This is a genomic window from Psychromonas algicola (assembly GCF_004378355.1).
Classification (GTDB): Bacteria; Pseudomonadota; Gammaproteobacteria; order Enterobacterales; family Psychromonadaceae; genus Psychromonas.
Window position 1 is genome coordinate 24,831 of the sequence record NZ_SNUB01000013.1, and the last position, 20,204, is coordinate 45,034.

General features: G+C 36.4%; 21 protein-coding genes. 9 read left to right on the plus strand and 12 right to left on the minus strand.

Annotated features, from left to right (window positions below; all coding sequences use genetic code 11):
• The 3 genes from E2R67_RS08385 to E2R67_RS08395 all read right to left on the minus strand — a co-directional run bounded on the left by E2R67_RS08385 (position 1) and on the right by E2R67_RS08395 (position 2,830).
• On the minus strand, positions 1-579 hold the full coding sequence (locus E2R67_RS08385; protein WP_134290499.1) for an imm11 family protein: 579 nt from the start codon (positions 577-579) through the stop codon (positions 1-3).
• A 1-nt stretch (position 580) separates the two neighbouring features.
• Positions 581-1,363 (minus strand): Imm49 family immunity protein, encoded by a 783-nt coding sequence (locus E2R67_RS08390; protein ID WP_166739346.1) that lies wholly within the window; start codon positions 1,361-1,363, stop codon positions 581-583.
• Positions 1,364-1,663: 300 nt separating this feature from the next.
• Positions 1,664-2,830 (minus strand): MFS transporter, encoded by a 1,167-nt coding sequence (locus E2R67_RS08395; protein WP_134290558.1) that lies wholly within the window; start codon positions 2,828-2,830, stop codon positions 1,664-1,666.
• 465 nt (positions 2,831-3,295) lie between these two features.
• On the opposite strand from E2R67_RS08395, the gene tnaC reads away from it, so the two are divergent.
• From tnaC to E2R67_RS08425, 7 genes are all read left to right on the plus strand, one after another.
• Positions 3,296-3,394, plus strand: a complete 99-nt coding sequence (gene tnaC / locus E2R67_RS08400; RefSeq protein WP_134290501.1) for a tryptophanase leader peptide — start codon at positions 3,296-3,298, stop codon at positions 3,392-3,394.
• Between the two features lie 351 nt (positions 3,395-3,745).
• Entirely contained in the window at positions 3,746-4,354 is a 609-nt protein-coding gene (locus E2R67_RS08405; protein WP_134290502.1) for a YitT family protein, read from the plus strand.
• Positions 4,355-4,367: 13 nt separating this feature from the next.
• Positions 4,368-5,561, plus strand: coding sequence for an amino acid aminotransferase (locus E2R67_RS08410; RefSeq protein WP_134290503.1), 1,194 nt, complete (start codon positions 4,368-4,370; stop codon positions 5,559-5,561).
• A gap of 230 nt (positions 5,562-5,791) precedes the next feature.
• Positions 5,792-5,977 carry a hypothetical protein gene (locus E2R67_RS16860; protein WP_243836982.1) on the plus strand — a complete coding sequence of 62 codons (186 nt, stop codon included), beginning with the start codon at positions 5,792-5,794 and terminating at the stop codon, positions 5,975-5,977.
• A gap of 18 nt (positions 5,978-5,995) precedes the next feature.
• A complete protein-coding gene (locus E2R67_RS16865) occupies positions 5,996-6,229 on the plus strand; it encodes a hypothetical protein (RefSeq protein WP_243836983.1) in 234 nt (77 codons plus the stop codon).
• A gap of 35 nt (positions 6,230-6,264) precedes the next feature.
• On the plus strand, positions 6,265-6,444 hold the full coding sequence (locus tag E2R67_RS08420) for a DUF1289 domain-containing protein (RefSeq protein ID WP_134290504.1): 180 nt from the start codon (positions 6,265-6,267) through the stop codon (positions 6,442-6,444).
• A gap of 195 nt (positions 6,445-6,639) precedes the next feature.
• A complete protein-coding gene (locus E2R67_RS08425; RefSeq protein ID WP_134290505.1) occupies positions 6,640-7,530 on the plus strand; it encodes a TraB/GumN family protein in 891 nt (296 codons plus the stop codon).
• A 29-nt stretch (positions 7,531-7,559) separates the two neighbouring features.
• Here the strand turns inward: E2R67_RS08425 and E2R67_RS08430 are convergent, their stop codons facing one another.
• Both E2R67_RS08430 and E2R67_RS08435 read right to left on the minus strand, forming a co-directional pair.
• Positions 7,560-7,889 (minus strand): hypothetical protein, encoded by a 330-nt coding sequence (locus tag E2R67_RS08430; protein ID WP_134290506.1) that lies wholly within the window; start codon positions 7,887-7,889, stop codon positions 7,560-7,562.
• A 38-nt stretch (positions 7,890-7,927) separates the two neighbouring features.
• Positions 7,928-9,103, minus strand: a complete 1,176-nt coding sequence (locus E2R67_RS08435; protein ID WP_243836984.1) for an ADP-ribosylglycohydrolase family protein — start codon at positions 9,101-9,103, stop codon at positions 7,928-7,930.
• A gap of 440 nt (positions 9,104-9,543) precedes the next feature.
• Between E2R67_RS08435 and E2R67_RS08440 the strand changes: the two genes are divergently transcribed.
• Positions 9,544-9,768, plus strand: coding sequence for a hypothetical protein (locus E2R67_RS08440; RefSeq protein WP_134290507.1), 225 nt, complete (start codon positions 9,544-9,546; stop codon positions 9,766-9,768).
• 182 nt (positions 9,769-9,950) lie between these two features.
• On the opposite strand, the gene E2R67_RS08445 is transcribed toward E2R67_RS08440, so the two are convergent.
• From E2R67_RS08445 to E2R67_RS08475, 7 genes are all read right to left on the minus strand, one after another.
• Complete coding sequence (locus E2R67_RS08445; RefSeq protein ID WP_134290508.1) at positions 9,951-12,176, minus strand: heparinase II/III domain-containing protein; 2,226 nt, start codon at positions 12,174-12,176, stop codon at positions 9,951-9,953.
• Positions 12,169-12,729, minus strand: a complete 561-nt coding sequence (locus E2R67_RS08450; protein WP_134290509.1) for an acyltransferase — start codon at positions 12,727-12,729, stop codon at positions 12,169-12,171. The genes E2R67_RS08445 and E2R67_RS08450 overlap by 8 nt, the downstream gene beginning before the upstream one ends.
• Positions 12,730-12,862: 133 nt before the next feature.
• The gene (locus E2R67_RS08455) at positions 12,863-14,725 is read right to left on the minus strand and encodes an ABC transporter substrate-binding protein (RefSeq protein WP_134290510.1); all 1,863 of its coding nucleotides are present in this window, start codon (positions 14,723-14,725) and stop codon (positions 12,863-12,865) included.
• Between the two features lie 15 nt (positions 14,726-14,740).
• The gene (locus E2R67_RS08460; RefSeq protein WP_134290511.1) at positions 14,741-15,766 is read right to left on the minus strand and encodes an ABC transporter ATP-binding protein; all 1,026 of its coding nucleotides are present in this window, start codon (positions 15,764-15,766) and stop codon (positions 14,741-14,743) included.
• A 3-nt stretch (positions 15,767-15,769) separates the two neighbouring features.
• Positions 15,770-16,750, minus strand: a complete 981-nt coding sequence (locus E2R67_RS08465; protein ID WP_134290512.1) for an ABC transporter ATP-binding protein — start codon at positions 16,748-16,750, stop codon at positions 15,770-15,772.
• Between the two features lie 3 nt (positions 16,751-16,753).
• Complete coding sequence (locus E2R67_RS08470) at positions 16,754-17,905, minus strand: ABC transporter permease (protein WP_134290513.1); 1,152 nt, start codon at positions 17,903-17,905, stop codon at positions 16,754-16,756.
• Positions 17,906-17,914: 9 nt separating this feature from the next.
• Complete coding sequence (locus tag E2R67_RS08475; RefSeq protein WP_134290514.1) at positions 17,915-18,904, minus strand: ABC transporter permease; 990 nt, start codon at positions 18,902-18,904, stop codon at positions 17,915-17,917.
• A gap of 321 nt (positions 18,905-19,225) precedes the next feature.
• On the opposite strand from E2R67_RS08475, the gene E2R67_RS08480 reads away from it, so the two are divergent.
• Positions 19,226-20,146 carry a LysR family transcriptional regulator gene (locus tag E2R67_RS08480; RefSeq protein ID WP_134290515.1) on the plus strand — a complete coding sequence of 307 codons (921 nt, stop codon included), beginning with the start codon at positions 19,226-19,228 and terminating at the stop codon, positions 20,144-20,146.
• Positions 20,147-20,204 lie beyond the last annotated feature (58 nt).

A 20,204-nucleotide genomic window follows, 5' to 3' on the forward strand; every position in this document is an offset into this window, starting at 1 on the left:
CTATACCACTTCAATTGGCTCAAGGTTTAAATTGGTAAGATTTGGCAACCTTCTTTTAATTTCATCCACAAGGCGTTGGTTGATAAAATACTTTTTTTCACTTTCTTTCACTCTGAATATATCGGGCAATGTTGCCATTTTTTTCTGATCAAACACAAAATGCTCTACTACAATGACTTTACCTTCAGAATTGTATTCTATAACTGATTTTTCTTTATCTAAGCAATCAAAGCTCCCTAAAGGGTTTATATAAAAATAGTTTTTCTTCTCAATTCGCTCACGGTGATTTTGAATTTTAACCGGTAAATATTCACAACTTTCGCCACAGAATTCCTGAATAATCTCTTTTATTTCAGAGACTACAATTAAGCACAGATTTCTATTCGAAATAATATCACTAGGGTAAATCCCACCTCTATCTGCAGGCATCTTAGCCACAACATCTTCGGGGTATCGTGATGTCGCTGATATACCTTTCACAATGTAAGAAGAGAGTAAGTTGATTTTTTCTGGCGGGCGAGTTAAAAAACAAAAGTCTTCGTCTTCTCTTTTATGTACATTAATTCGATAATAATTCATTCTATTCCTTATCAGTGTATTCGAGTGAACGGTAGGATTCACAAGATCGCCAAGCTCCTTCAGCTAAAGGTGTCGTTTGACAAACTTGCATCGCTGAATCTGGCGCTAGCGCATATTTACTACCCAAGTCTATATTTTGAAAGCGAGCAAACCATAACCAAGCCATCACTTCTGTTGATACATCAGAAAGTATTGATGCTTCTTCTAATGTTCCTTCATATAAATCGCCCCCCTTGGCATAGCGGCCCAAACGTTCGTTTGTTAACAACTCAAGGCTATTGTGAAATGCTTTATCGTTTTTATCTAGTAAGGCAATGATGAGGTTGAAGCGTTCATCTGGATAGTCGTTATGAAATTTTTCATATTCATCAAGCATGATTTGTACATCTTGTCGTGTTTTTTCTAAGCCAAAAAAATCCATGAGAATACGCATATAAAGAAAATCTTCATCGTATTCTTTACGAGGGTTTAATTGTTGTGGTGCAAGCTGTGCGAGCTTTTCCATAGCAGTTTTATTTTGACAACAAACAGCATCAAAAAACACAGCAGTCTTTGATATCGCTTTTTCACTGTCTTCGGCTTTTTCTAAAAACTCAATATATGATTGAATACCGAGTTCAAGCATATCAAACATAGCTTGGGCATTATCCGTAATTAGATATGCACCAACGCCTATCTGGCGGTAAAGGCTAGAAATTTTATCGTAATACAAAAATTTATATTCTGCTCCTGAAATATGGCTTAAAATATCCTCTAAAGTGAGTCCGACATTTTTTACTGCCATGGGTAAGTACATTTCCATAATAGAACTTTCTCTCAAAATTGTTTATTAGTAATAAGTTGCGTACACCTCTCTACCGTTTATTTTACTTTGTACGCGCTGCTATAAAGTCTGTTTCAATCGGTTTATATACTTGAACCTACTTTCATTTCGACATTATAGATTATTAATTAATTTTGCGGTACTGGTCTGTCCTTTATGATGCAGTGTTAAATAATGGTCAGAGAAGTCATTTTAATTTACTGTCAGTTCTAGAAAAACAATGATTGCGTCTTACTTTTTGCCATTATTACGTTATTTATATTAAACAGAGACAGGTTTACGCGTACTCATAAATACGGTTGCCATGGCAATAAAAATAGCTGGAAGCATTAATATATTGAGCATTTCCCATCCTAAAACACTTTGCCAATAACCTGCCAATACACTTGCAACGGCGGCACTACCAAAGACTAAGAAATCATTAAGCCCTTGGATTTTAGCTTTATCAGCAGGTTGATAGGTGGTGGTTAATAAGTTGGTTGCGGCAATAAAGGTGAAATTCCAACCAATACCTAACAAGAGCAAGGCAGTCCAAAAATGCCAATAATCGACGCCAAATTGATTAAGCAAGGCACAAGCAATTAATAATAAACAACCTACTTGAATAATGATGTTGGTACCGAATTTAGCAATTAAACGACCTGTAAAAAATGAAGGCGCAAACATACCTAGCACATGCCACTGGATCACACTGGCTGTATGTCCAAAATGAAAGCCATGATGATGCATAGCAAGTGGTGTTGCGGTCATGATCAATACCATCACGCCATATCCGATAGAGCCTGAAACAATAGCTGCAATTAATGCAGGTTGTTTTAGTAACGTGGCATAACTTCTTGCCGTACCTGTTTGTTCTTCAATATCGTTATCTTGTAATGGCAATGAAGCAATTAATGGCATGGTGAAAATATATAACCCTAAAAGCGCAATAAAAGCACCTAAATAGTTAATGTCATAATTAAACCTTTCTGCCCATACTGCTAAGTTTGGACCTAGAACAGCAGCTAAAACACCACCGCCCATAATTAAACTAATAGCTTGGGGCGCTTTACCTTTAGGGCAATTTTCAACAGCAGCAAAACGATATTGTTGACCAATACCAATCGCCATACCTAATAAAAAAGTAGATAAAGAAAACAACCAAAAATTATTCTGGAACAACGCATAACAGGCGAGGCCTGCACCGATAATGCCAATCAGGTTGCCTAATAAAAATACTTTTTTTCTGTTTAATTTTTTTACTAATAAAGCTGCGGGTAGAGTGACACCCATTAGCCCAAGAAATTGTAAGGCAACCGGTAAGGTTGCAAGATCGGGAGTAGGGCTGATGTTCAAACCGATTAATGCCGTCACAGAAACTAATAAAATATTGCCTGTTATTAATAGCGCTTGCCCTAAAGCAAGCCCCCAAACCGTAACTCCTAACATCATGTATTCCTTAAACAAACTTTGTTGTTTTAATTATTGCGTTTAAAAAGTCATCATATAGGTGTTTCGTTGTTTCTGCACTTGCTTAGCGCCTCATATAACAATTTCCCTCAAAATATTTTCATTAATTTAAGAGGAAAAACATGAGTGAGAATAGCCAAAGAAATGCTTACTCAAGGTGCATCTTGCAATGAGAATGTGCATCAACACGATTTATCTACATGAACTTTATAAATATTAAAGAAGAAATGATGGTAAGCGTTTGAATCTATTTGTTTATTTTTGAAAATTAAAATATTGTCTCGATGGCATTAATATTGCTAAATTAATGTTACTAAGCTGTTAAGATGAGCGTGTTTAAATCGCTTAATCGTAATAAGTTTAAATAATACTGTTAAGTATCGTAATGGTAAATTTTTATTAAACAGCTTTTAAATACAACTTTTTATAAAGGTAAACTATAAAATGAACGTTTCACTCCTATGGCGATTAACGACTGAGCTGGTTTTAGAAGCTTGGTACAACATCGACTATAAAATTTCTTTTCTACTTTCTTCAGAATAAAAATTCCTAAAGTGCTTTATGCACTCATCTTCATTCATTATTTTTCGGGCCTTATATTACAACTTCATTTGAGCTTGTTTTTGTGTAAAAACCGTTAAATATTCGAATTAAAATCCTGTTGTATTAAAGTCATTGGCTTTATATACACAATAAAAAATGAGGTGCTTTCTTAATATAAGAATGACTCCTATTAACTTTAAAATTAAACATACCTAGCAACCTTAGTAAGTAGAGCGTTTCACTTTTTAATTAATGTCATCGCATTATGTAAAAAGAGAAAGCGAGATAATTGAAATCTAATAAAGATTGTTTAGTTGTGTTTAAAATAATTAACAATTTAAGGAAACATATATGGCATTGGCAAAAACATTAATAAACCACCGTTGGTTTGAAGATGCGATGGCCTTATTAATTGGTACCAGTTTGGTATCATTTGGAGTGGTTTTTTTAAAGCTCGCCGGCCTTTTAACTGGAGGCACTGCAGGGTTATCTCTTTTTGTCCATTACAAGACGGAATTAGAATTCGGATTAATATTCTTTCTCATTAATTTACCGTTTTATTATTTCGCAATACGCCGCATGGGGTGGGTGTTCACTGCGAAAACTTTTACCGCTGTTTTTTTAGTATCGGCTTTTTCTTCTTTGCATGAAAGGTTTATTGATATTCAAGCGCTTAACCCTATTTACGCTGCTGTATTTGGTGCTTTCCTTTTTGGTGTCGGCTTTATAATTTTGTTTCGTCATAAAGCGAGTTTAGGTGGTTTCAATATTTTAGCGCTTTATTTGCAAGACAAATTTGCCATTAAAGCGGGCTGGTTATTAATGGGAGCTGATTTGACTGTGATGTTGATTTCATTGTCCGTTGTATCGCCGTATCAACTCGTTTTATCAATTTGTTGTGGTGTTGTACTTAACTTGATCATCGCGTTAAATCATCGCAATGACAGATATACTGTTTAACAGGAGAATTTTTATGCTTACACATGTAACCCCTTACGCTGGCGATCCTATTTTATCGCTGATGGAGAAGTTCATGAAAGACGATCGCGCCGATAAAGTTAATTTAAGTATTGGCCTTTATTACGATGAAGCGGGAAAAATCCCAACATTAGAGTGTGTTAAATCTGCCGAGAAAAGCAATTATGAAGCGCCTAAAGCGCCGTGTTTGTATTTACCAATGGAAGGATTAGCGCCTTTCCGTGAAGCAGTACAAACCTTAGTATTTGGTAATAATCATTCAGCGTTAGTTGAGAAGCGCGTTGCCACTATTCAAACATTAGGTGGCTCTGGCGCATTAATGATTGGTGGTGATTTCTTAAAAAAATATTTTCCCACTGCAACGGTTTGGGTGAGTGATCCAACATGGGAAAATCACAATGCCATTTTTGCTGGCGCTGGTTTTGAGGTAAAGCATTACCCTTATTTTGATAGTCAAACTTGCGCATTAGATTTTGAAGGTATGTTGGCTAAACTGTCTTCTTTGCCTGAACAAGATATTGTACTGTTGCATCCTTGTTGTCATAACCCGACTGGGATTGATTTAACAGAAGCGCAATGGGATATTGTATTAGATCTACTTGAAAAAAATAAACTGATCCCATTTTTTGATATGGCTTACCAAGGCTTTGGTGAAAGTATCGAACAAGATGCCTATGTGATCAGAGCTTTGGCTAAACGCGCTTCGATGACTTTCTTTGTAAGTAATTCATTCTCAAAAATATTCTCGCTTTATGGTGAGCGTGTTGGTGGTCTCTCTTTAGTTTGTGAAAATGAAGAAACGGCAACGCGTGTGTTAGGACAATTGAAAGCAACGGTACGTCGTAACTATTCAAGCCCTGCGAAGCATGGTGCAGTGTTAGTTTCATCTGTACTTAATGATGACTTGTTGAATGAGAAGTGGTTGTCTGAAGTGGAAGGTATGCGCTCTCGTATTGACTTTATGCGCCATAGTTTGCATGACAAATTAACTGTTTTAGCGGGTGATAAAAACTTCGATTTTCTGATCACGCAAAAAGGCATGTTTAGTTACACTGGGTTTACTGAACAACAAGTTGATCAGCTTCGAGATGAGCATGGTATTTACTTGATTGCTAGCGGTCGTATGTGTTTAGCTGGTTTAAATCAAGCTAACTTAGACAAAGTTGCGATGGCATTTGCTGCATTGTAAGTAAGTGTTAAGTTTATCTTTTAATGGGCGTCACAGCTTTAACGTGGCGCCTTTTTTATGTCATCATTTTAATTCGGCTTTAAAACGTATGCTTAAAAACTACTATGTTATGGTATAACGTTTTATTGTAGCTAGACTTTACCTGCAAATAAAAGATCCTAAGAAGAGGCTTTGAATTAGAAGTGCTCTGTCAACGCGCTATTAATCAATGATAAAAATGGTTTTACGTTATGAAAGATATAAAAAATATTTTCCGAAATTTAGAAAAGTTATTACGAAATGCCAATTGGTTTGACGATGGTTGGGAGATATACAACCGCGGTCCTTATCTACAACTTTATAAATCAAGTTGGCATAATCATAATCAAGGGGGAGTTCATTTTGAGACTTATATTGAAGCGCCTCAAATTAAGTAGAAATCTTTTCCAATTTGTATGCATGCAGAGGAAGATTGCCCACAACAATCTGAGTTTATTGATAAATTTTTAGAGCGAGAAAGTGGGCGCATCAAAAGCTGGAAGGGATATCAAACTATTGGCAAAGGCTACAGTATTTGCGAGCGTACTTTACCGCTTAATTTTAAGAACTTAGAGCAACGTATTTTTGAGGAACTCAATCGTCTACGCCAATTGCAAGAGAGTGTCGAGCAAACCTTAGATGAATTATAAACTTGCTAACGACTATTAACTGAGAGTGAAATAGAGTGAAAAAGCACAAAAGCCCTTGTATAGAACGCTGTGATTTTTCTGGACCGAAAGGCTGGTGCTTAGGTTGCGCTCGTACTCGGCCGGAGTGTCAAACATGGAAAAATATGAAACCCTATGATCGTAATAAGGCTGAAAAAGAGCTTCAAAAACGAATGAATCAAATTAGTAAAATGTAATCAGTATAAGTTTCTTTTTAATAAAGTATCACAAACGTGTTTTCTAAAACAAAAAAAGTGACTATCAGCTTTATTCGTTTATTATTTTTACTTCGCATCATTTACTTTTAATGAATACTTATTAGAAGTGTTATCAAAAGTGTTTTTGAAGTGATCGCCCAGAAAAATAATTTAAAACATTACTTGAAGGTCAACATGGAAAATTTAATTAAATTTAAACAAACCTGCTTATTAGTTATTTTTGTTGCTGCTAATCTATTTGCTCAAAGTGTTTATGCACAATCTTCAGTTTGGAAGGTGAGTAAGGGAGGAAGTTATTTTTATCTTGGTGGTACTATTCATGTATTAACTGCGAGCGATCACCCTTTACCTGATGAGTTTATGACAGCTTATAATGATGCCGATTCCGTGATCTTTGAAACAGATCTCGCAGAAGTAGGAACGCCGCAATACCAATCTAAAATGCTACAAACCATGACTTATAATGATGGTCGAACTTTGGCGAGTGAGCTAACGCCTGAAACCTATGCTGAATTAGAAAAGTTTCTGGCAACACGTGATATTGCGATTGCTAATTTCTCAACATTTCAACCTTGGGGCGTGGCTTTAGTGTTATCTATTATGGAATATCAGCGGTTAGGCATGACTGGTGAGTTTGGTGTAGATATGCACTTTAACCACCGTGCGTTACAGGATAAAAAAGCTATTGCTAGTTTAGAAACGCCCGATGAGCAGTTAACAGCGTTAGCCTCTATGTCTTTACTGGAGCCTAACCAAGCGATTGCGATGGCGCTAAAAGATATTGAACGTTTACCTGATTTTATTAACACAATGAAAACGACATGGCGAAATGGCGATCTTAATGCGTTATTGAATATTCCATTAGTCTCGCAAATGAAAGTAGATACTCCTGCTATGTATAAAGCTTTAGTGGTTGATAGAAATAATAATTGGATGCAAGTACTGCCTAGTTTAATGAGCAGTGAAAGCATTGAGTTTGTGATGGTTGGTGCGATGCACTTGGGTGGGAAAGAAGGGCTATTATATTTATTGAAACAACAAGGCTTTAAGGTTGAACAACTCTAAAGCCTGTGGTTAAGAGGGAGTTGTTCTTTTTACTTCTTCCCTTTAATTCTATTTATAATTGCTCGGCGCTCTTCGTCCATAGGCTCGATGACAATGCCACCAAAACGGTATTCTGTTGCCCAGCATTCAACCCCTTGTATATAACAAATATGGCCATAAGCAATGTGGTTTTCACTGACTTCTTTTGTGTCTGCATATTTTGCTTCAAATCCACCAGATAAGTCTATGTTTGAAAAAAGTAAACCTCTGCCATTTTCATCTACTGGATTTTTATTGCATGAGCGACAAACATAATTAGGGTGTCGCTGGTTGTATTCAGTTTCGTTATTGCAGATTGGGCAGTATTGTTTCGGTTGCATGTTAATGGCTCCAATAATCAATGTGTTAATGTTTTATTCTAATCGTGTTCATTTATAAATAGTGAAAGTGCTAGTTGTTCAATTTCTTTTGCCATCGTGATTTGATTTCGCCATTCTTTTGGGATTTCAGTGAAACCATAATATGCCCCTGCAATTTGCCCACAAATTGCGGCGGTGGTATCTGCATCATTGCCTATGTTCGCAGCTAATAAAATACATTCTTTAAATGAATTGCCATTAATAAAACACCAAAGTGCCGATATTAATGACTCTACAACATAACCACTTCCTGTTAATTGGTCGTAGTCTAGCGTTATAAATTCTCTGTTTTTAATTGCGATAATTTTTTCACAATGAGGTTCATATTGATTGTTTTCAAAAATAGCTGATTTAGTCTCAGCGGTGAAGGCATTAAAGATCAAGCTTGCAAATAATTTTGAAGCATCAATACATTCAGCTGAAGCATGAGTCGTGCGCGAGCTTTCACCTGCATATTTAATACAGTCATCATAGTTGTGATGATAGAAAATAGGGATCGGGGCTAAGCGCATGATTGACCCGTTACCCGAAGAGTAAGGGTCGGTAGAACCACTAAAAGGATTACCGTTATTTATATAATCTTGTAAAGCTTGTGAAACGGTAATGCCAATATCAAAGCAATCTCCGTTACTGCTCATATAACCATCTTGATACCAACGACAATAACGATCCATTTGGTCTACCGGATCAAACTCCTGTTGTTCAACTAAACTATAGGCAAGGCATAAAGCCATAGACATATCGTCTGTCCATTGGCCTACCTTTAAATTAAATGGACCTCCACCCACCATATCGGTAAGTGGCTCAAAGGTGCCTTTTGCTTTGAATTCTAATGTAGTGCCTACTGCATCACCGCAGGCTAATCCAACGAGTGCGCCTTTGATTCTATCTTCCATTTTGTTATGCCATTTTCTAATTTTTTTGGCGTGAGCTTCTAAATATTGTAAAATTTCTAAACGTGATGCATGTGTTTCTTTTTGCCATTGTGAAAGGTAAATGCTGCCTTCTAATTTCTCACCAAATACAGCTTCAAGATAAAATTGATAGAGCTTACTATTTGATTCTTCTGACAATAAGACATCGAGCATTGATTCTACGCTATAAGCAGATAAGAACATCTTTTTTATTTTTGATAATAATGTCGCGTTTAATTCTGAAAATATTTTGGGTTGCATAAATGGATTCTTTATTCGTCTAGAGGAAGGTAATTTGCGGATGCGGCTTAAGTAAATTTAAAATACATTGAAACAATAACGTTTAACTTTTGAACTGTCAAAAACTCCTTTCTTGAATCTGCCTAGATTCGCATAATAGGTATAAATTTTTAAATAAATAAACTTGGCTTTATTTCTTTACTGTTTCTTTATATATAACTTAATAAATACTTGGTTCAATTAATTTAGTCGAGATAGCGGTTTATGTATCAGGCTTTTATTTTATGTTGATTGATGTAATATCTGTTAATAATTTACATGATGAGAAAGTGAATAAATGATTCCTAAAATAATAGAAAAACGAACGATTAAATTTTTTATTCGATGGAAGTGACTTTTCTTGGACAGCAGAGGCAGATATACGAACAGCTCGGTACTATGAAGAAGAAACTATTTTATTGGTGATATTGGAAGAAGGAGAGCAGCAATGGTTAATTGGATTAACACCTCAAGCTGAACAAATTTTCAAGGTGAAGCCACCTGAAAATTGGTCTTTTTATTATCTATCAAAACACACTAATATAAATACGGCTGTTGTATGTATTTCTGAATTGGAACGGTTTGATTGGTTTTTTGGTATCGATCCTAAAGATGGAGCATTGGCGCCATTGAATCGTGCTTATTAAAATGAATGATCGTATTGAATTGAAATAGATAATATTATTGATTTTTAATATGGCACAATCGTTTAAATAGAAATTGCACCGTTGTTAGTACTTGTTTGAGATAGGTATCTGAATGTTATATTTTTTATAGTAGAGCTAAAGTGATAGCAAAATTATGTATCACTTTAGCTTTATTTGAATTTTTATTCAAAAATTGGAATCCTTTGACCTTGTACTTTTAACTGAGTAGTTACTCCATTTGAATCGTTTATCACTTCAGGTAAAGTCATGGTATTTCGAATACAGCATACAACTAAGTTATGTTCTTTGCTTGGTGGTAACTCCCAATCAAAATGAGAGATCTCTTTGTTTGCATCAGATTCTATTGCTCTTTCTGGTAGGCTTAGTTCTCCTTCGTATCCATGCTCTATGGTTATGTCTACATTAGAATAGTTTAATAAATTACATTGGTATTGTTCTATGTCAGAGTTTGTATCAGACAGTAATACTGTATTTTTTCCTTCATTTAATGTTGTTGTTAATGGGCTATGTAAACGCCAATTCACTCTTTTATTTTCAGTTAATACGATTGAGTCAACAATGATCAGTCCGTACTCTTTAATTAATATTAATGTTCTATAAAAACATTTAAGGGGGGGGGAGTAAGATTGGCTTAAATCTAAAGTAACAAGTTGATAGTTTGATCTGTTTTTATTTTGAATCACTTGAGCGATCGCTCTTTGATCATCAAGTTTTTGCCCTTTCCCATCGACCAATGGGAGATTATGAGCCGTGGTTTGGCGTGTCCATTGACTATGATGTTTACTGCCAAAACGATATCCATAACTTCCTGTTGGTATTAGGATGCCAGTGCCTTTATCAAAAAAACCAAGATTACCTTGATCTGCATGACGGTGAGAACTATTGCCAAACGCACTTGCTCGATAGTAAAGCGACATCTGTTGTTGAACTGATTTTCCCAGACCAGCATGGGCATAATAATGGTCAAGAGAGTGTTGTTCTGCTTGTTTTTTCTTCGTTAAACTTTTACTTTGAACTGCTTTATTAAATTCGATTTGTTTAATCGTTGGTACTATGTCCAGCAGGTGTAATCGATAATCTGTGATCGCATTTTCTAGGGCAATGGATTGTTGAAAATCTTCTTTATCACCAAATCTTGCTGCATAAATTCTCAATGGATTTTGTGAAAAAAATCCAGGCCATTCTTTACCGTCTCTACGGCACCAAAACCCATCGCCAAAAGGGTGGATATTTTGCTCTGATATTATGAAGTCACGAGCAAAATGAACAAAATTTTTATAGAAAGGATGCTCGTAAAATGAGAAATTAGATAATCGTTCGATACTTAAAAATAATGGGTGAAACCATTTACTATAAGTCGATGCATAAAATGCACCTTCTACCCAACTACCATCAATTCCCCCATAAAATGGGAAAATGCCTCGGTATATTGTTAACGTTTCAGTTAACCATTGCTCGCACTCTTTTCTATCATGTTCACGGTAAAGCGCTAATGCAGCAAGCCCTAAATATGCGGGTAATCGTGATGTGTGAGAGTGTCCCGGATATTGTTTGAAGTTATCCTGTTCAAGCCGAATAACAATTTGTCGAGCAATTCTAACTAACATGGGTTTTATAAAAAAGTCTTTCTCATTCTCGTTTAATAGTGGACTTAACCAGTGGTACGCAAGAAATAGGTTACGTGCTAACGAGCAGCCCACTTCATCCCCCCATGTACAAGGTCGCAGTAAAGAAGCCGGACCTTCAGGACTCCATTCTGCGAGTAATAAAAGTCTGTTTATGGCTTCTTTACCATGCGACTCCTCTCCCCATATTTTATATAGGAGAGTATGAGTCATTAAATCACGGTCAATCCATAATCTTGCGTTGGCTATTGCTTCACGCTTTCCTTCTTCTTGGCCGCGTTGGTAATGTTTTGGATAACCGATTTTAGACAACGGAATAGAAAGGGATGCTGTTTGTTTTAGTTTGTTGTAACTCTCTTTGGAATTTTCTTGGATCGTTTCAATATCTTCATCAAAATACATCAGCCATTGTTCACGGCCATCGCAAAGTTCAAACAATTCTTCTGCAGTAGGAGGCACGTAATTTGAATGTTGTACTGTTATCTTAAAGTCAATCCATTCAGAAGTTTCTTCTTCGTTTGGTAAAGTGACTAAACGCCATTGATAATTTCCTTTTGGAAGCTGATAAGGAAGTTGCATAGGGGAATTTACATGCGTCCAATTCCATTTCTCTCCACTTGAAATGTTTTTTAATTCTAATTTGTATTGTTGAGATTCGATGTTCTCAGGCCAATTAAAGCTAGGTGGATTTACCGCTGCAGGGTAGTGTGGGCTAGGCGATAAATGAACTTGAAAGTCATGCGTTCTAGCAAGATTAAGCATTTTTATCTCCTTTCTTAAACCATTGATATTCACCTGTTTTAGGATCAATGTAACCAATAATTTTCGCTGGCGTTCCTGCTGCTATTGAGTAAGCTGGAATATCTTTAGTAACAACTGAATTTGCGCAGATCAATGAACATTTTCCAATACGACAACCAGGTGTAACCGTTACTCCACCTGTTAACCAAACTCCATCCTCGATGATCACTCTACCTGTAATTTCATCTGTTCTTCCACTGAAAAAATTGTCTTCGGATCTGAATAAGTGATTTGAGCCAACAATATTAGCATGGGGCCCAATTAATACATTTTCTCCTATGCGGATATCTCCATTGATATAACTGTATAATCCTACGTAGGACTTTTTACCAATTTGATTCCCTTTAATCCGAACAATGGCTCCTGGAGATATTCTGACGTCTTCTCCGTTTTGCCCAAGTATTTGTGCTCGTTTCGTATCATCATGATAATTGTTGCTTTGATTGCAATAGAGTGTGAACTTTCGAAATTCTTCATCACTTAATTCGCCACCATGCTTTTTTTGAACTGACATTTATCGACTCCAAAAGTTAATAGTAATTCCAGTAAATACATTATTAATTATTCGCTAATATACTTATTGGAATTATTATTTTTTAAAAAAGGGAGCTTACTCAATATAGAATAAGCTCATGGTTTTCCTTTGTTTATTCTGATATATAGTACTGCTCTTTATTGTGATAGAACGGACTTTTGTAAACAGAGTAAAGTTTTTTAGGGACATTTTTCATACGGTTACTAACAACTGCAGGAGAAGCTGTATAACGTAATAAACCAATTGCCCATAAGTTTTCAGCATGTAGTTTCATTACTTCATTTACTTTTTTCGCAAACACTTTTTTATCAGCTTCATTCAATAGCTCTTCATAATACTTAGCTAACGTCGCCATCTCAGGCGTTAGTTTTACACCACTTTGACCACTTGAAAGATAGTAGGCAGATTGTTTAGGTGCAAAGTTATTTGCAGACATAACAGGGAAGTAGTTATTTGCTCCAAATAATGGGTTTAAACCAGAGGTATTGTTGTGCAATACCATTTGATAATCACCACCACGACGAATTTGCTCAAAGTAACTCTTTTCATCTGATCGCATGATAAAACGAAGGCCTAGTTTGTCCATGTCAGCTTTGAGAAGAATTGCCCCCTCTTCACTGATCTTACGTCCTGCTTGAAAATGGACTAAGAAAGTTAAATTTTTTCCGTCTTTTCCTAAACGATATTTTTCATTATCTCGCTCTGTTAAACCTAATGCATCTAGCATTTCATTGGCTTTAGCTAAATCAGTTTTAGTATAAGCAGAGCTTGTTTCAACGCTACCACCAGGAGATGATGGTAAAATAACAGACTGAGCAGGTGTTGATAAACCAATGCCAAGAATCTGGTTTAAAGTATCGCGATCAATACCAATGGACAGTGCCTGACGGAAAGTTTTAGACCTCATTAAGCGTTGAACTTCTTTATCTTCACCATCATAATCTTGGTTTGGAAAAAGCACTAACATGTTTGCGTGATCATCTAATTCCATCATACGAGTTTTGTATTTACCTTGCTTTTCGCCTTTCTTTAATGCGGTGAAATCACTTGTTAATTTTGAAATGCGATCCATATCTACTTCACCAGCAAGCGCTTTTAAGATCCTAACTTGTGGCTCTGCAGTGAGGGGCCAAGACATGCCATTAATATAAGGTAATTGATTTCCTGCAGTATCAACTTTCCAGTAGTATGGGTTACGTATTGCTTGTTGTTGTAGTTCTTGAGGATCGGTATTGTAAACCCAAGTATAAAGAACGGGTAAATCAGGATTGGTATTCGCACGTGTATTCCAACGGTTGTGGAATAATTGACGCCAGTCAGTCATGCCTGCATCTGACACTTTTTTCTCAAGTTCACTGTCTGACACAAAACCAGGCAAGTAGTCCTTTAGGTAGTGTTTAGGGCTTTGTGGAAGACGGAATTCCATTGTTGAGCGTAAATGCATTTCGATAAAATTTGGGTTCGCTTCTTTGTAAGTTAATTCAAAAGTTTGCTTATCTATGATTTTCAGTTTTGCTGGTTCACCACCAGATGAAAATAATGACTTAACACTAGGTTCAAGGTCTGAATTTAATTCTAGATTGTTATACCAGAAGTCAACATCTTCGGTATCAAATGGTTCGCCATCAGACCATTTCATACCTTTACGTAATGTGAAACGATAAGTGCGTTTATCTGCGGATAACTCGAATGACTCTGCCAAGTTTGGTACATATTCTTGTTTGTCATCCAGTGTAACAAGTGGTTCATTACTCCATTCATGGAATTGATAGTTAGGCTCTATACGACGCCAAATACCACCATATTTTCCTACTTCATTAAGTGGTGTAATGACCATTGGGTTATCTGGTAATCGTTTGTCTACAGAGGGAAGTTCACCTTTATTAACTAAAGTTGTTAATGATGGGGCCTCTTGGTAAGCCCATGTGTTGAGTGAGCCCATTAATAGGCCCATTGCTATAAGTTTACGTTTCATCTGATTTCCTTATCATTATTTGTAGTATATCTCTTCAACAAAGTGACAAGCACTTTGTCTGAAGATCTCTTTACCATTGAAAGTGTCTGTAAACTCCCGCAGTTTTGGTGTTTCACTTTGACACTTATCTTTGGCGTATTTACAGCGATTATGGAAGGCACAGCCAGATGGTGGGTTGGCTGCATCAGGAATTTCTCCTGCCAGGATGTCGCTACGAATTTGTCGTTCGTTAATGTCAGGTATTGCATGCATTAACGCTTCGGTATAGGGATGTAAAGGTGTTTTAAATAGAATATCTGTTGGTGCGACTTCTACAATTCGTCCTAAATACATTACACCTACTCGGTCGCAAAGGTATTTCACAACACTTAAATCATGTGAAATGAATAAATAAGACAAATTAAATTTATTTTTAAGCTCAGCTAAAATTTCTAAAATCTGTGCTTGAACAGACACATCTAATGCACTGACGGCCTCGTCTGCCACAATGAATCGAGGGCGGGTTATCAATGAGCGGGCAATGCCAATTCGTTGACGTTGTCCACCTGAAAATGCATGTGGGTAACGCATTAAATGTGAGCTTCTCAATCCAACTTGTTGGATCATTTCTTTTGCTTGCTCATATAAATACTCTTTATCGGCATGGCCAGCTAATCTGAGTGGTTCTTCTAAAATTTGTTGAACCGTCATTCGTGGTGAAAGCGATGAATAGGGGTCTTGAAATATCATTTGTATTTCTTGGCGAAATGGACGAAGCTCCTTATTTGTCATCGGCACAAGATCAATTTTCCCACCGTTTTTACTGTTGTAAATTACTTTTCCTGATGTTGGTTGCATTGCTTTTAAAATGGCTCGGCCTACAGTGGTTTTACCGCAGCCAGATTCACCAACTAAACCAAATGTTTCATTAGGAAATATTTTAAAATCTACTCCATCAACGGCTTTGATGACACCTGCACGACGACTAAATGCGCCTCCTTTCATACTGAAGTGCATTTGTAGCCCTTCAACTTCAACTAATGGTGTTGTGTTATCGTTCATGATTTATGCCTCGAAACATCTGACTTTATGGTCATTTTCATGTGAAAAAAAAGGAGGGACTTCTTGACGACATTGATCTGTCGCTTTGTCACAACGCATCCAAAATGGGCAGCCTGTAATTTTAGTATAAGGGTCTGGTATGCTACCTTTGATTGGTTTTAGCGCTTCGCTGGTATGAAGCGTTGGAATTGAATCAATTAATGCTTTGGTGTAAGGATGTTTAGGTGTTTTTAACACCTGATCGGTTGTGCCTTGTTCGACAATATAACCAAGATAAAATACGGCGATTTCATCAACCATATTCGCCACGACTGCAAGATCATGAGTGATCAGCACTAATGCCATGTTTTCTTCGCGTTGTATATCTTTGATTAAACCTAATATTTGCGCTTGAATAGTCACATCTAATGCTGTTGTAGGCTCATCTGCAAAGAGTAGACGAGGGCTACAACTTACCCCCATCGCAATCATAACGCGTTGGCGCATACCTCCAGATAATTGGAAGGTATAATCATCGTAAACTTCTCGGGCACGAGGTACGCGTGCTCGTTCTAGCATATTGATAGCATGTTCTTTAGCTTGCTCTTTACTCATATCGGAATGTTGCATGATTAATTCACGCATTTGACTACCGACTGTATGAATAGGGCTTAAGCTACTCATTGGCTCTTGAAAAATCATGGATATTTCTTTACCACGGATTCTATTAATCTCTTTACCATTTTGTTTTACGCTAAGTACGTCAAATGGTTTATCGTCGCGATGATAAATTACGTCGCCATTAGTTATTTTAAACATTGGCTCTGGTAGTAAACGAATAGGGAGGCGTGCGGTCACACTTTTACCACAGCCTGATTCACCAACAATACCAAGACTCATGCCTTCATAAATGGTGAGGTCAATATCATTTAGTGTATTGGTTTGTCCCTCAATAGTATTGAACTGAGCGGCAACGTTTTTATATTCAAGTAGTTTTTTACGCATAATTTAAGCTCTATTCATGTATGGATCAGCAGCGTCACGTAGACCGTCACCAAGGAAGTTAAAAAATAATACAACTGCAATCACAAATAAGGCGGGATAAAGTACCCAAGGATTATTAGCAATAACAGTTACACTTTGTGCTTCTTGTAATAATACCCCCCAGCTTACAACCGGCGGGCGCAGGCCTATGCCTAAAAAGCTTAATGATGTTTCCGCAATGATCATGGCCGGAATACTTAATGTTGCTTGTGCAATAATGAAACTTGTTGCCCCTGGGAGTAAATGTTTACGAATAATATAAAAGTTACTTGCACCTGAAAGTAGTGCTGCTTCGGTATATTTTTCTTCTTTCAAACGCATCACGATACCGCGTACGACCCGTGCAATACCAGTCCATCCAATGAGTGATAAAATTAAAGTGATCATGAAATATACAACCAATGGAGACCATTGAGGAGGGAGAGATGCTGCGAGTGCCATCCATAATGGAATCGATGGGAAAGACATTAGTATTTCAATGACTCGTTGAATTAATGTATCGGTTCTTCCGCCGTAGAACCCTGAAATTCCACCTAAAATTGTCCCAAATATCAAACTCAGAAATACACCAATTAAACCAATTGAAAGTGAAATTCTTGCTCCATGGACGACCTTACTAAATATATCTCGGCCTAATTTGTCGGATCCCATTAGGAATAAAACACCTCCATCATCAACACCAATTAAGTGAAGGTTACTTTCAAAAAGCCCTAGAAACATATAAGAGTAACCTCGGTGAAAAAGTTTAATCGGATAAGTTTCTTCGCCAGTAGTATATTCAAACTCAAGCGTCTCCATATTTAATCTACGAGTGATATTTTTAATATAAGGCCAAGTGAAGTCACCTTCATTATCAACAAAATGAATCTCAGTAGGAGATACATATGTGTACTTTGCGCTAAATTTATTAATGTCTTGTACGCTAAAAAAGTGAGCGAAAATGGCAACAAAGTAGAATAATATGATCATGATCGCGCTAAATAACGCAACTTTATGTTGTTTGAATCTAAGCCACATCAAACGTTTTTTAGAAGCATAGAAAATGTCATTACCTTTTTGTTGTTTTTCTAAATCTGCTTCAGAGAAATCAGGAACAGTAGTATTTGTAGATGTCATGGTAATTCCTTAAGAAAGACGAATACGTGGATCTAACAACGCAAGAATAATGTCAGAAAGCAGCGTACCAATGATTGTCAGTACTGCTAACATCATTAAAAAAGTACCTGCTAAATACATGTCTTGACCTTGAAGAGCTTGTAATAAATAAGGTCCAGTTGTTGGCAAACTGAGTACAATCGCGACGATCGCACTACCCGATACAAGTTCTGGAAGCTGCCAACCAATGGTTGATGCAAGTGGCGTTACCGCATGTCTAACTGGATATTTGAGAATGACTTTGTAGGTTGGTAAGCCTTTCGAACGCGCTGTATCTACATAAGGCTTGTGTAATTCATCCATCATGGTTGCACGCATAATTCGTATTTGGCTTGCTGTACCTGCTGTGCCTACAACAATAACAGGAATCCATATATGGCTGAGCGCATCCCATAATTTGTCCATGCTCCAAGGAGCATTAAGATATTCTGGAGAGAATAGCCCTGAAAAAGGAGTTCCGAACCAATCAAGTGAAAGATACATTAATAATAATGCGAGCAGGAAATTTGGTACGGCTAGTCCTAAGAAACCAAAAAAACTGACAATATAGTCAAAAAGCGTATAGGGCTTCATTGCTGAGATGATACCAGTAATAAATGCTGTTATTAATGTAAAAACAAGTGTTACAAATGTAATTAAAAAGGTGAGGCCTAATTTTCCCCAAATTAAATCACTAACTGGTTTTTGGTGTTGAAATGAATAACCAAAATCGCCCTTTGGAAAACCGCTGATCCAGTTAAAATAGTTGACTATCATACTGTCACTAATCCCTAGTTCAGCTTGAATACTTGCTCTTAGTGCATCTACATCATTGATTGAACCATCAACAATTAATCTTTCAGAAATATAGGCATCAACAAAATCACCAGGGGGAAGCTGAATGAGTATGAATGACACAATCGATATAATGATGAGTGTCGGTATCGATATTAAACAACGTCGTAATATATATTGGAGCACGGGTTTCTCCTTAAAAAATAATTAAAATAACTTCTGCTTTATCTAATGAGTTCAATGTATTTTTAAATAGGTTTATATTTATAGTCATATGCACAAATATAAACTTATTACAGGCTTCGGGTTTACTCTTAATTCATCACTTTAGACTGAATAAATTTTAAGGTCTTTATTGTTGTCTTGATTTAATTACTAGGCTCTCTATTTTTACAAAGTTACGACTTGTGTTTGAGACTTAACCCACAAGAAAGATATAGTGAATTGAATAACTTGAGAAATGAGATTAACGTATAACCATAATACATAGTTTGTATAGGTTGCCTTTTGGAAATCAAAACACTTAAAAGCTTTATTGCAGTCGCAACGCTTAAGAACTTTTCTTTGGCTGCTAAGCAATTACATTCCACTCAACCGACAGTGAGTAGACAGATTTCTGAATTGGAAAGGTGCGTTGGCGTAAAACTTTTAGTGCGTACCACACATGGAGTGGAGTTAACGGAAGCCGGAAAGTGCCTGTTAATCGAAGGTACTAAAATCATTAATAATGATGTAAAGGTTATCGAGCAATTAAGATCAATTAGTGGAATTAATACTAAGTCTATTAACATTGGTTATCTCGCATCCGCATGTGCTGAGTTTTTACCTCGAATGATTAAAATATATTCAAGTTTATATCCAGATGTAAAATTAGAATTATTGGAAATGACCACCCCACAACAATTTGATGCGCTACAAAATAATAAAATAGATATTGCTTTTTGTAGGCAGTTAGCGGATATAGAGCCGCATGCTTTATTTGAGCGACATCTCTATACGGATAAAATGGTCGCTATGGTGCCAAGCCAGCATTCATTAGCAAATCGCTCTTCACTTGTTTTATCAGATCTTATTCAAGAAAAAATAATATTATTTAAGAGACAGGATGCAGCAGAGCTTTATGATAAAATTATTTTAAGTTGTAAAAGCAGCGGTTTTATCCCTATTATTAATGGGCATGCTGAAAATATGCGCAATCTAATTACCTTGGTTGCATCTGGTTTAGGTGTGTCAATTGTGCCTGAACTGACTCGTTATATTTGCCCTGCAGAATGCAAATATATTCCGATTTCTGATCTTTCTATTTCTTTGGAACTTAATATGTATTTTAAAAACAGAGCGTCTAAAAGACACATTAAGCAATTTACAGAAGTGTGTATTAAAGAGATGGCTATAGATAAAAAAATTGAATTGTTAAATGTTTGCTAAGTTGCATTTACTACGTGAATTTAAGAATTAATTAAGGGATTGTTAATTAACAATCCCT

Excerpts from the sequence above, each read along its gene's own strand:
- E2R67_RS08455 (WP_134290510.1), bottom strand. The coding sequence starts at position 14,725 with ATGAAACGTAAACTTATAGCAATGGGCCTATTAATGGGCTCACTCAAC.
- E2R67_RS08470 (WP_134290513.1), bottom strand. The coding sequence starts at position 17,905 with ATGACATCTACAAATACTACTGTTCCTGATTTCTCTGAAGCAGATTTA.
- E2R67_RS08395 (WP_134290558.1), bottom strand. The coding sequence starts at position 2,830 with ATGTTAGGAGTTACGGTTTGGGGGCTTGCTTTAGGGCAAGCGCTATTA.
- E2R67_RS16865 (WP_243836983.1), top strand. The coding sequence starts at position 5,996 with ATGCATGCAGAGGAAGATTGCCCACAACAATCTGAGTTTATTGATAAA.
- E2R67_RS08450 (WP_134290509.1), bottom strand. The coding sequence starts at position 12,729 with ATGTCAGTTCAAAAAAAGCATGGTGGCGAATTAAGTGATGAAGAATTT.
- E2R67_RS08435 (WP_243836984.1), bottom strand. The coding sequence starts at position 9,103 with ATGCAACCCAAAATATTTTCAGAATTAAACGCGACATTATTATCAAAA.
- E2R67_RS08385 (WP_134290499.1), bottom strand. The coding sequence starts at position 579 with ATGAATTATTATCGAATTAATGTACATAAAAGAGAAGACGAAGACTTT.
- E2R67_RS08465 (WP_134290512.1), bottom strand. The coding sequence starts at position 16,750 with ATGCGTAAAAAACTACTTGAATATAAAAACGTTGCCGCTCAGTTCAAT.
- E2R67_RS08445 (WP_134290508.1), bottom strand. The coding sequence starts at position 12,176 with ATGCTTAATCTTGCTAGAACGCATGACTTTCAAGTTCATTTATCGCCT.
- E2R67_RS08410 (WP_134290503.1), top strand. The coding sequence starts at position 4,368 with ATGCTTACACATGTAACCCCTTACGCTGGCGATCCTATTTTATCGCTG.
- E2R67_RS08430 (WP_134290506.1), bottom strand. The coding sequence starts at position 7,889 with ATGCAACCGAAACAATACTGCCCAATCTGCAATAACGAAACTGAATAC.
- E2R67_RS16860 (WP_243836982.1), top strand. The coding sequence starts at position 5,792 with ATGAAAGATATAAAAAATATTTTCCGAAATTTAGAAAAGTTATTACGA.
- E2R67_RS08405 (WP_134290502.1), top strand. The coding sequence starts at position 3,746 with ATGGCATTGGCAAAAACATTAATAAACCACCGTTGGTTTGAAGATGCG.
- tnaC (WP_134290501.1), top strand. The coding sequence starts at position 3,296 with ATGAACGTTTCACTCCTATGGCGATTAACGACTGAGCTGGTTTTAGAA.
- E2R67_RS08460 (WP_134290511.1), bottom strand. The coding sequence starts at position 15,766 with ATGAACGATAACACAACACCATTAGTTGAAGTTGAAGGGCTACAAATG.
- E2R67_RS08425 (WP_134290505.1), top strand. The coding sequence starts at position 6,640 with ATGGAAAATTTAATTAAATTTAAACAAACCTGCTTATTAGTTATTTTT.
- E2R67_RS08390 (WP_166739346.1), bottom strand. The coding sequence starts at position 1,363 with ATGGCAGTAAAAAATGTCGGACTCACTTTAGAGGATATTTTAAGCCAT.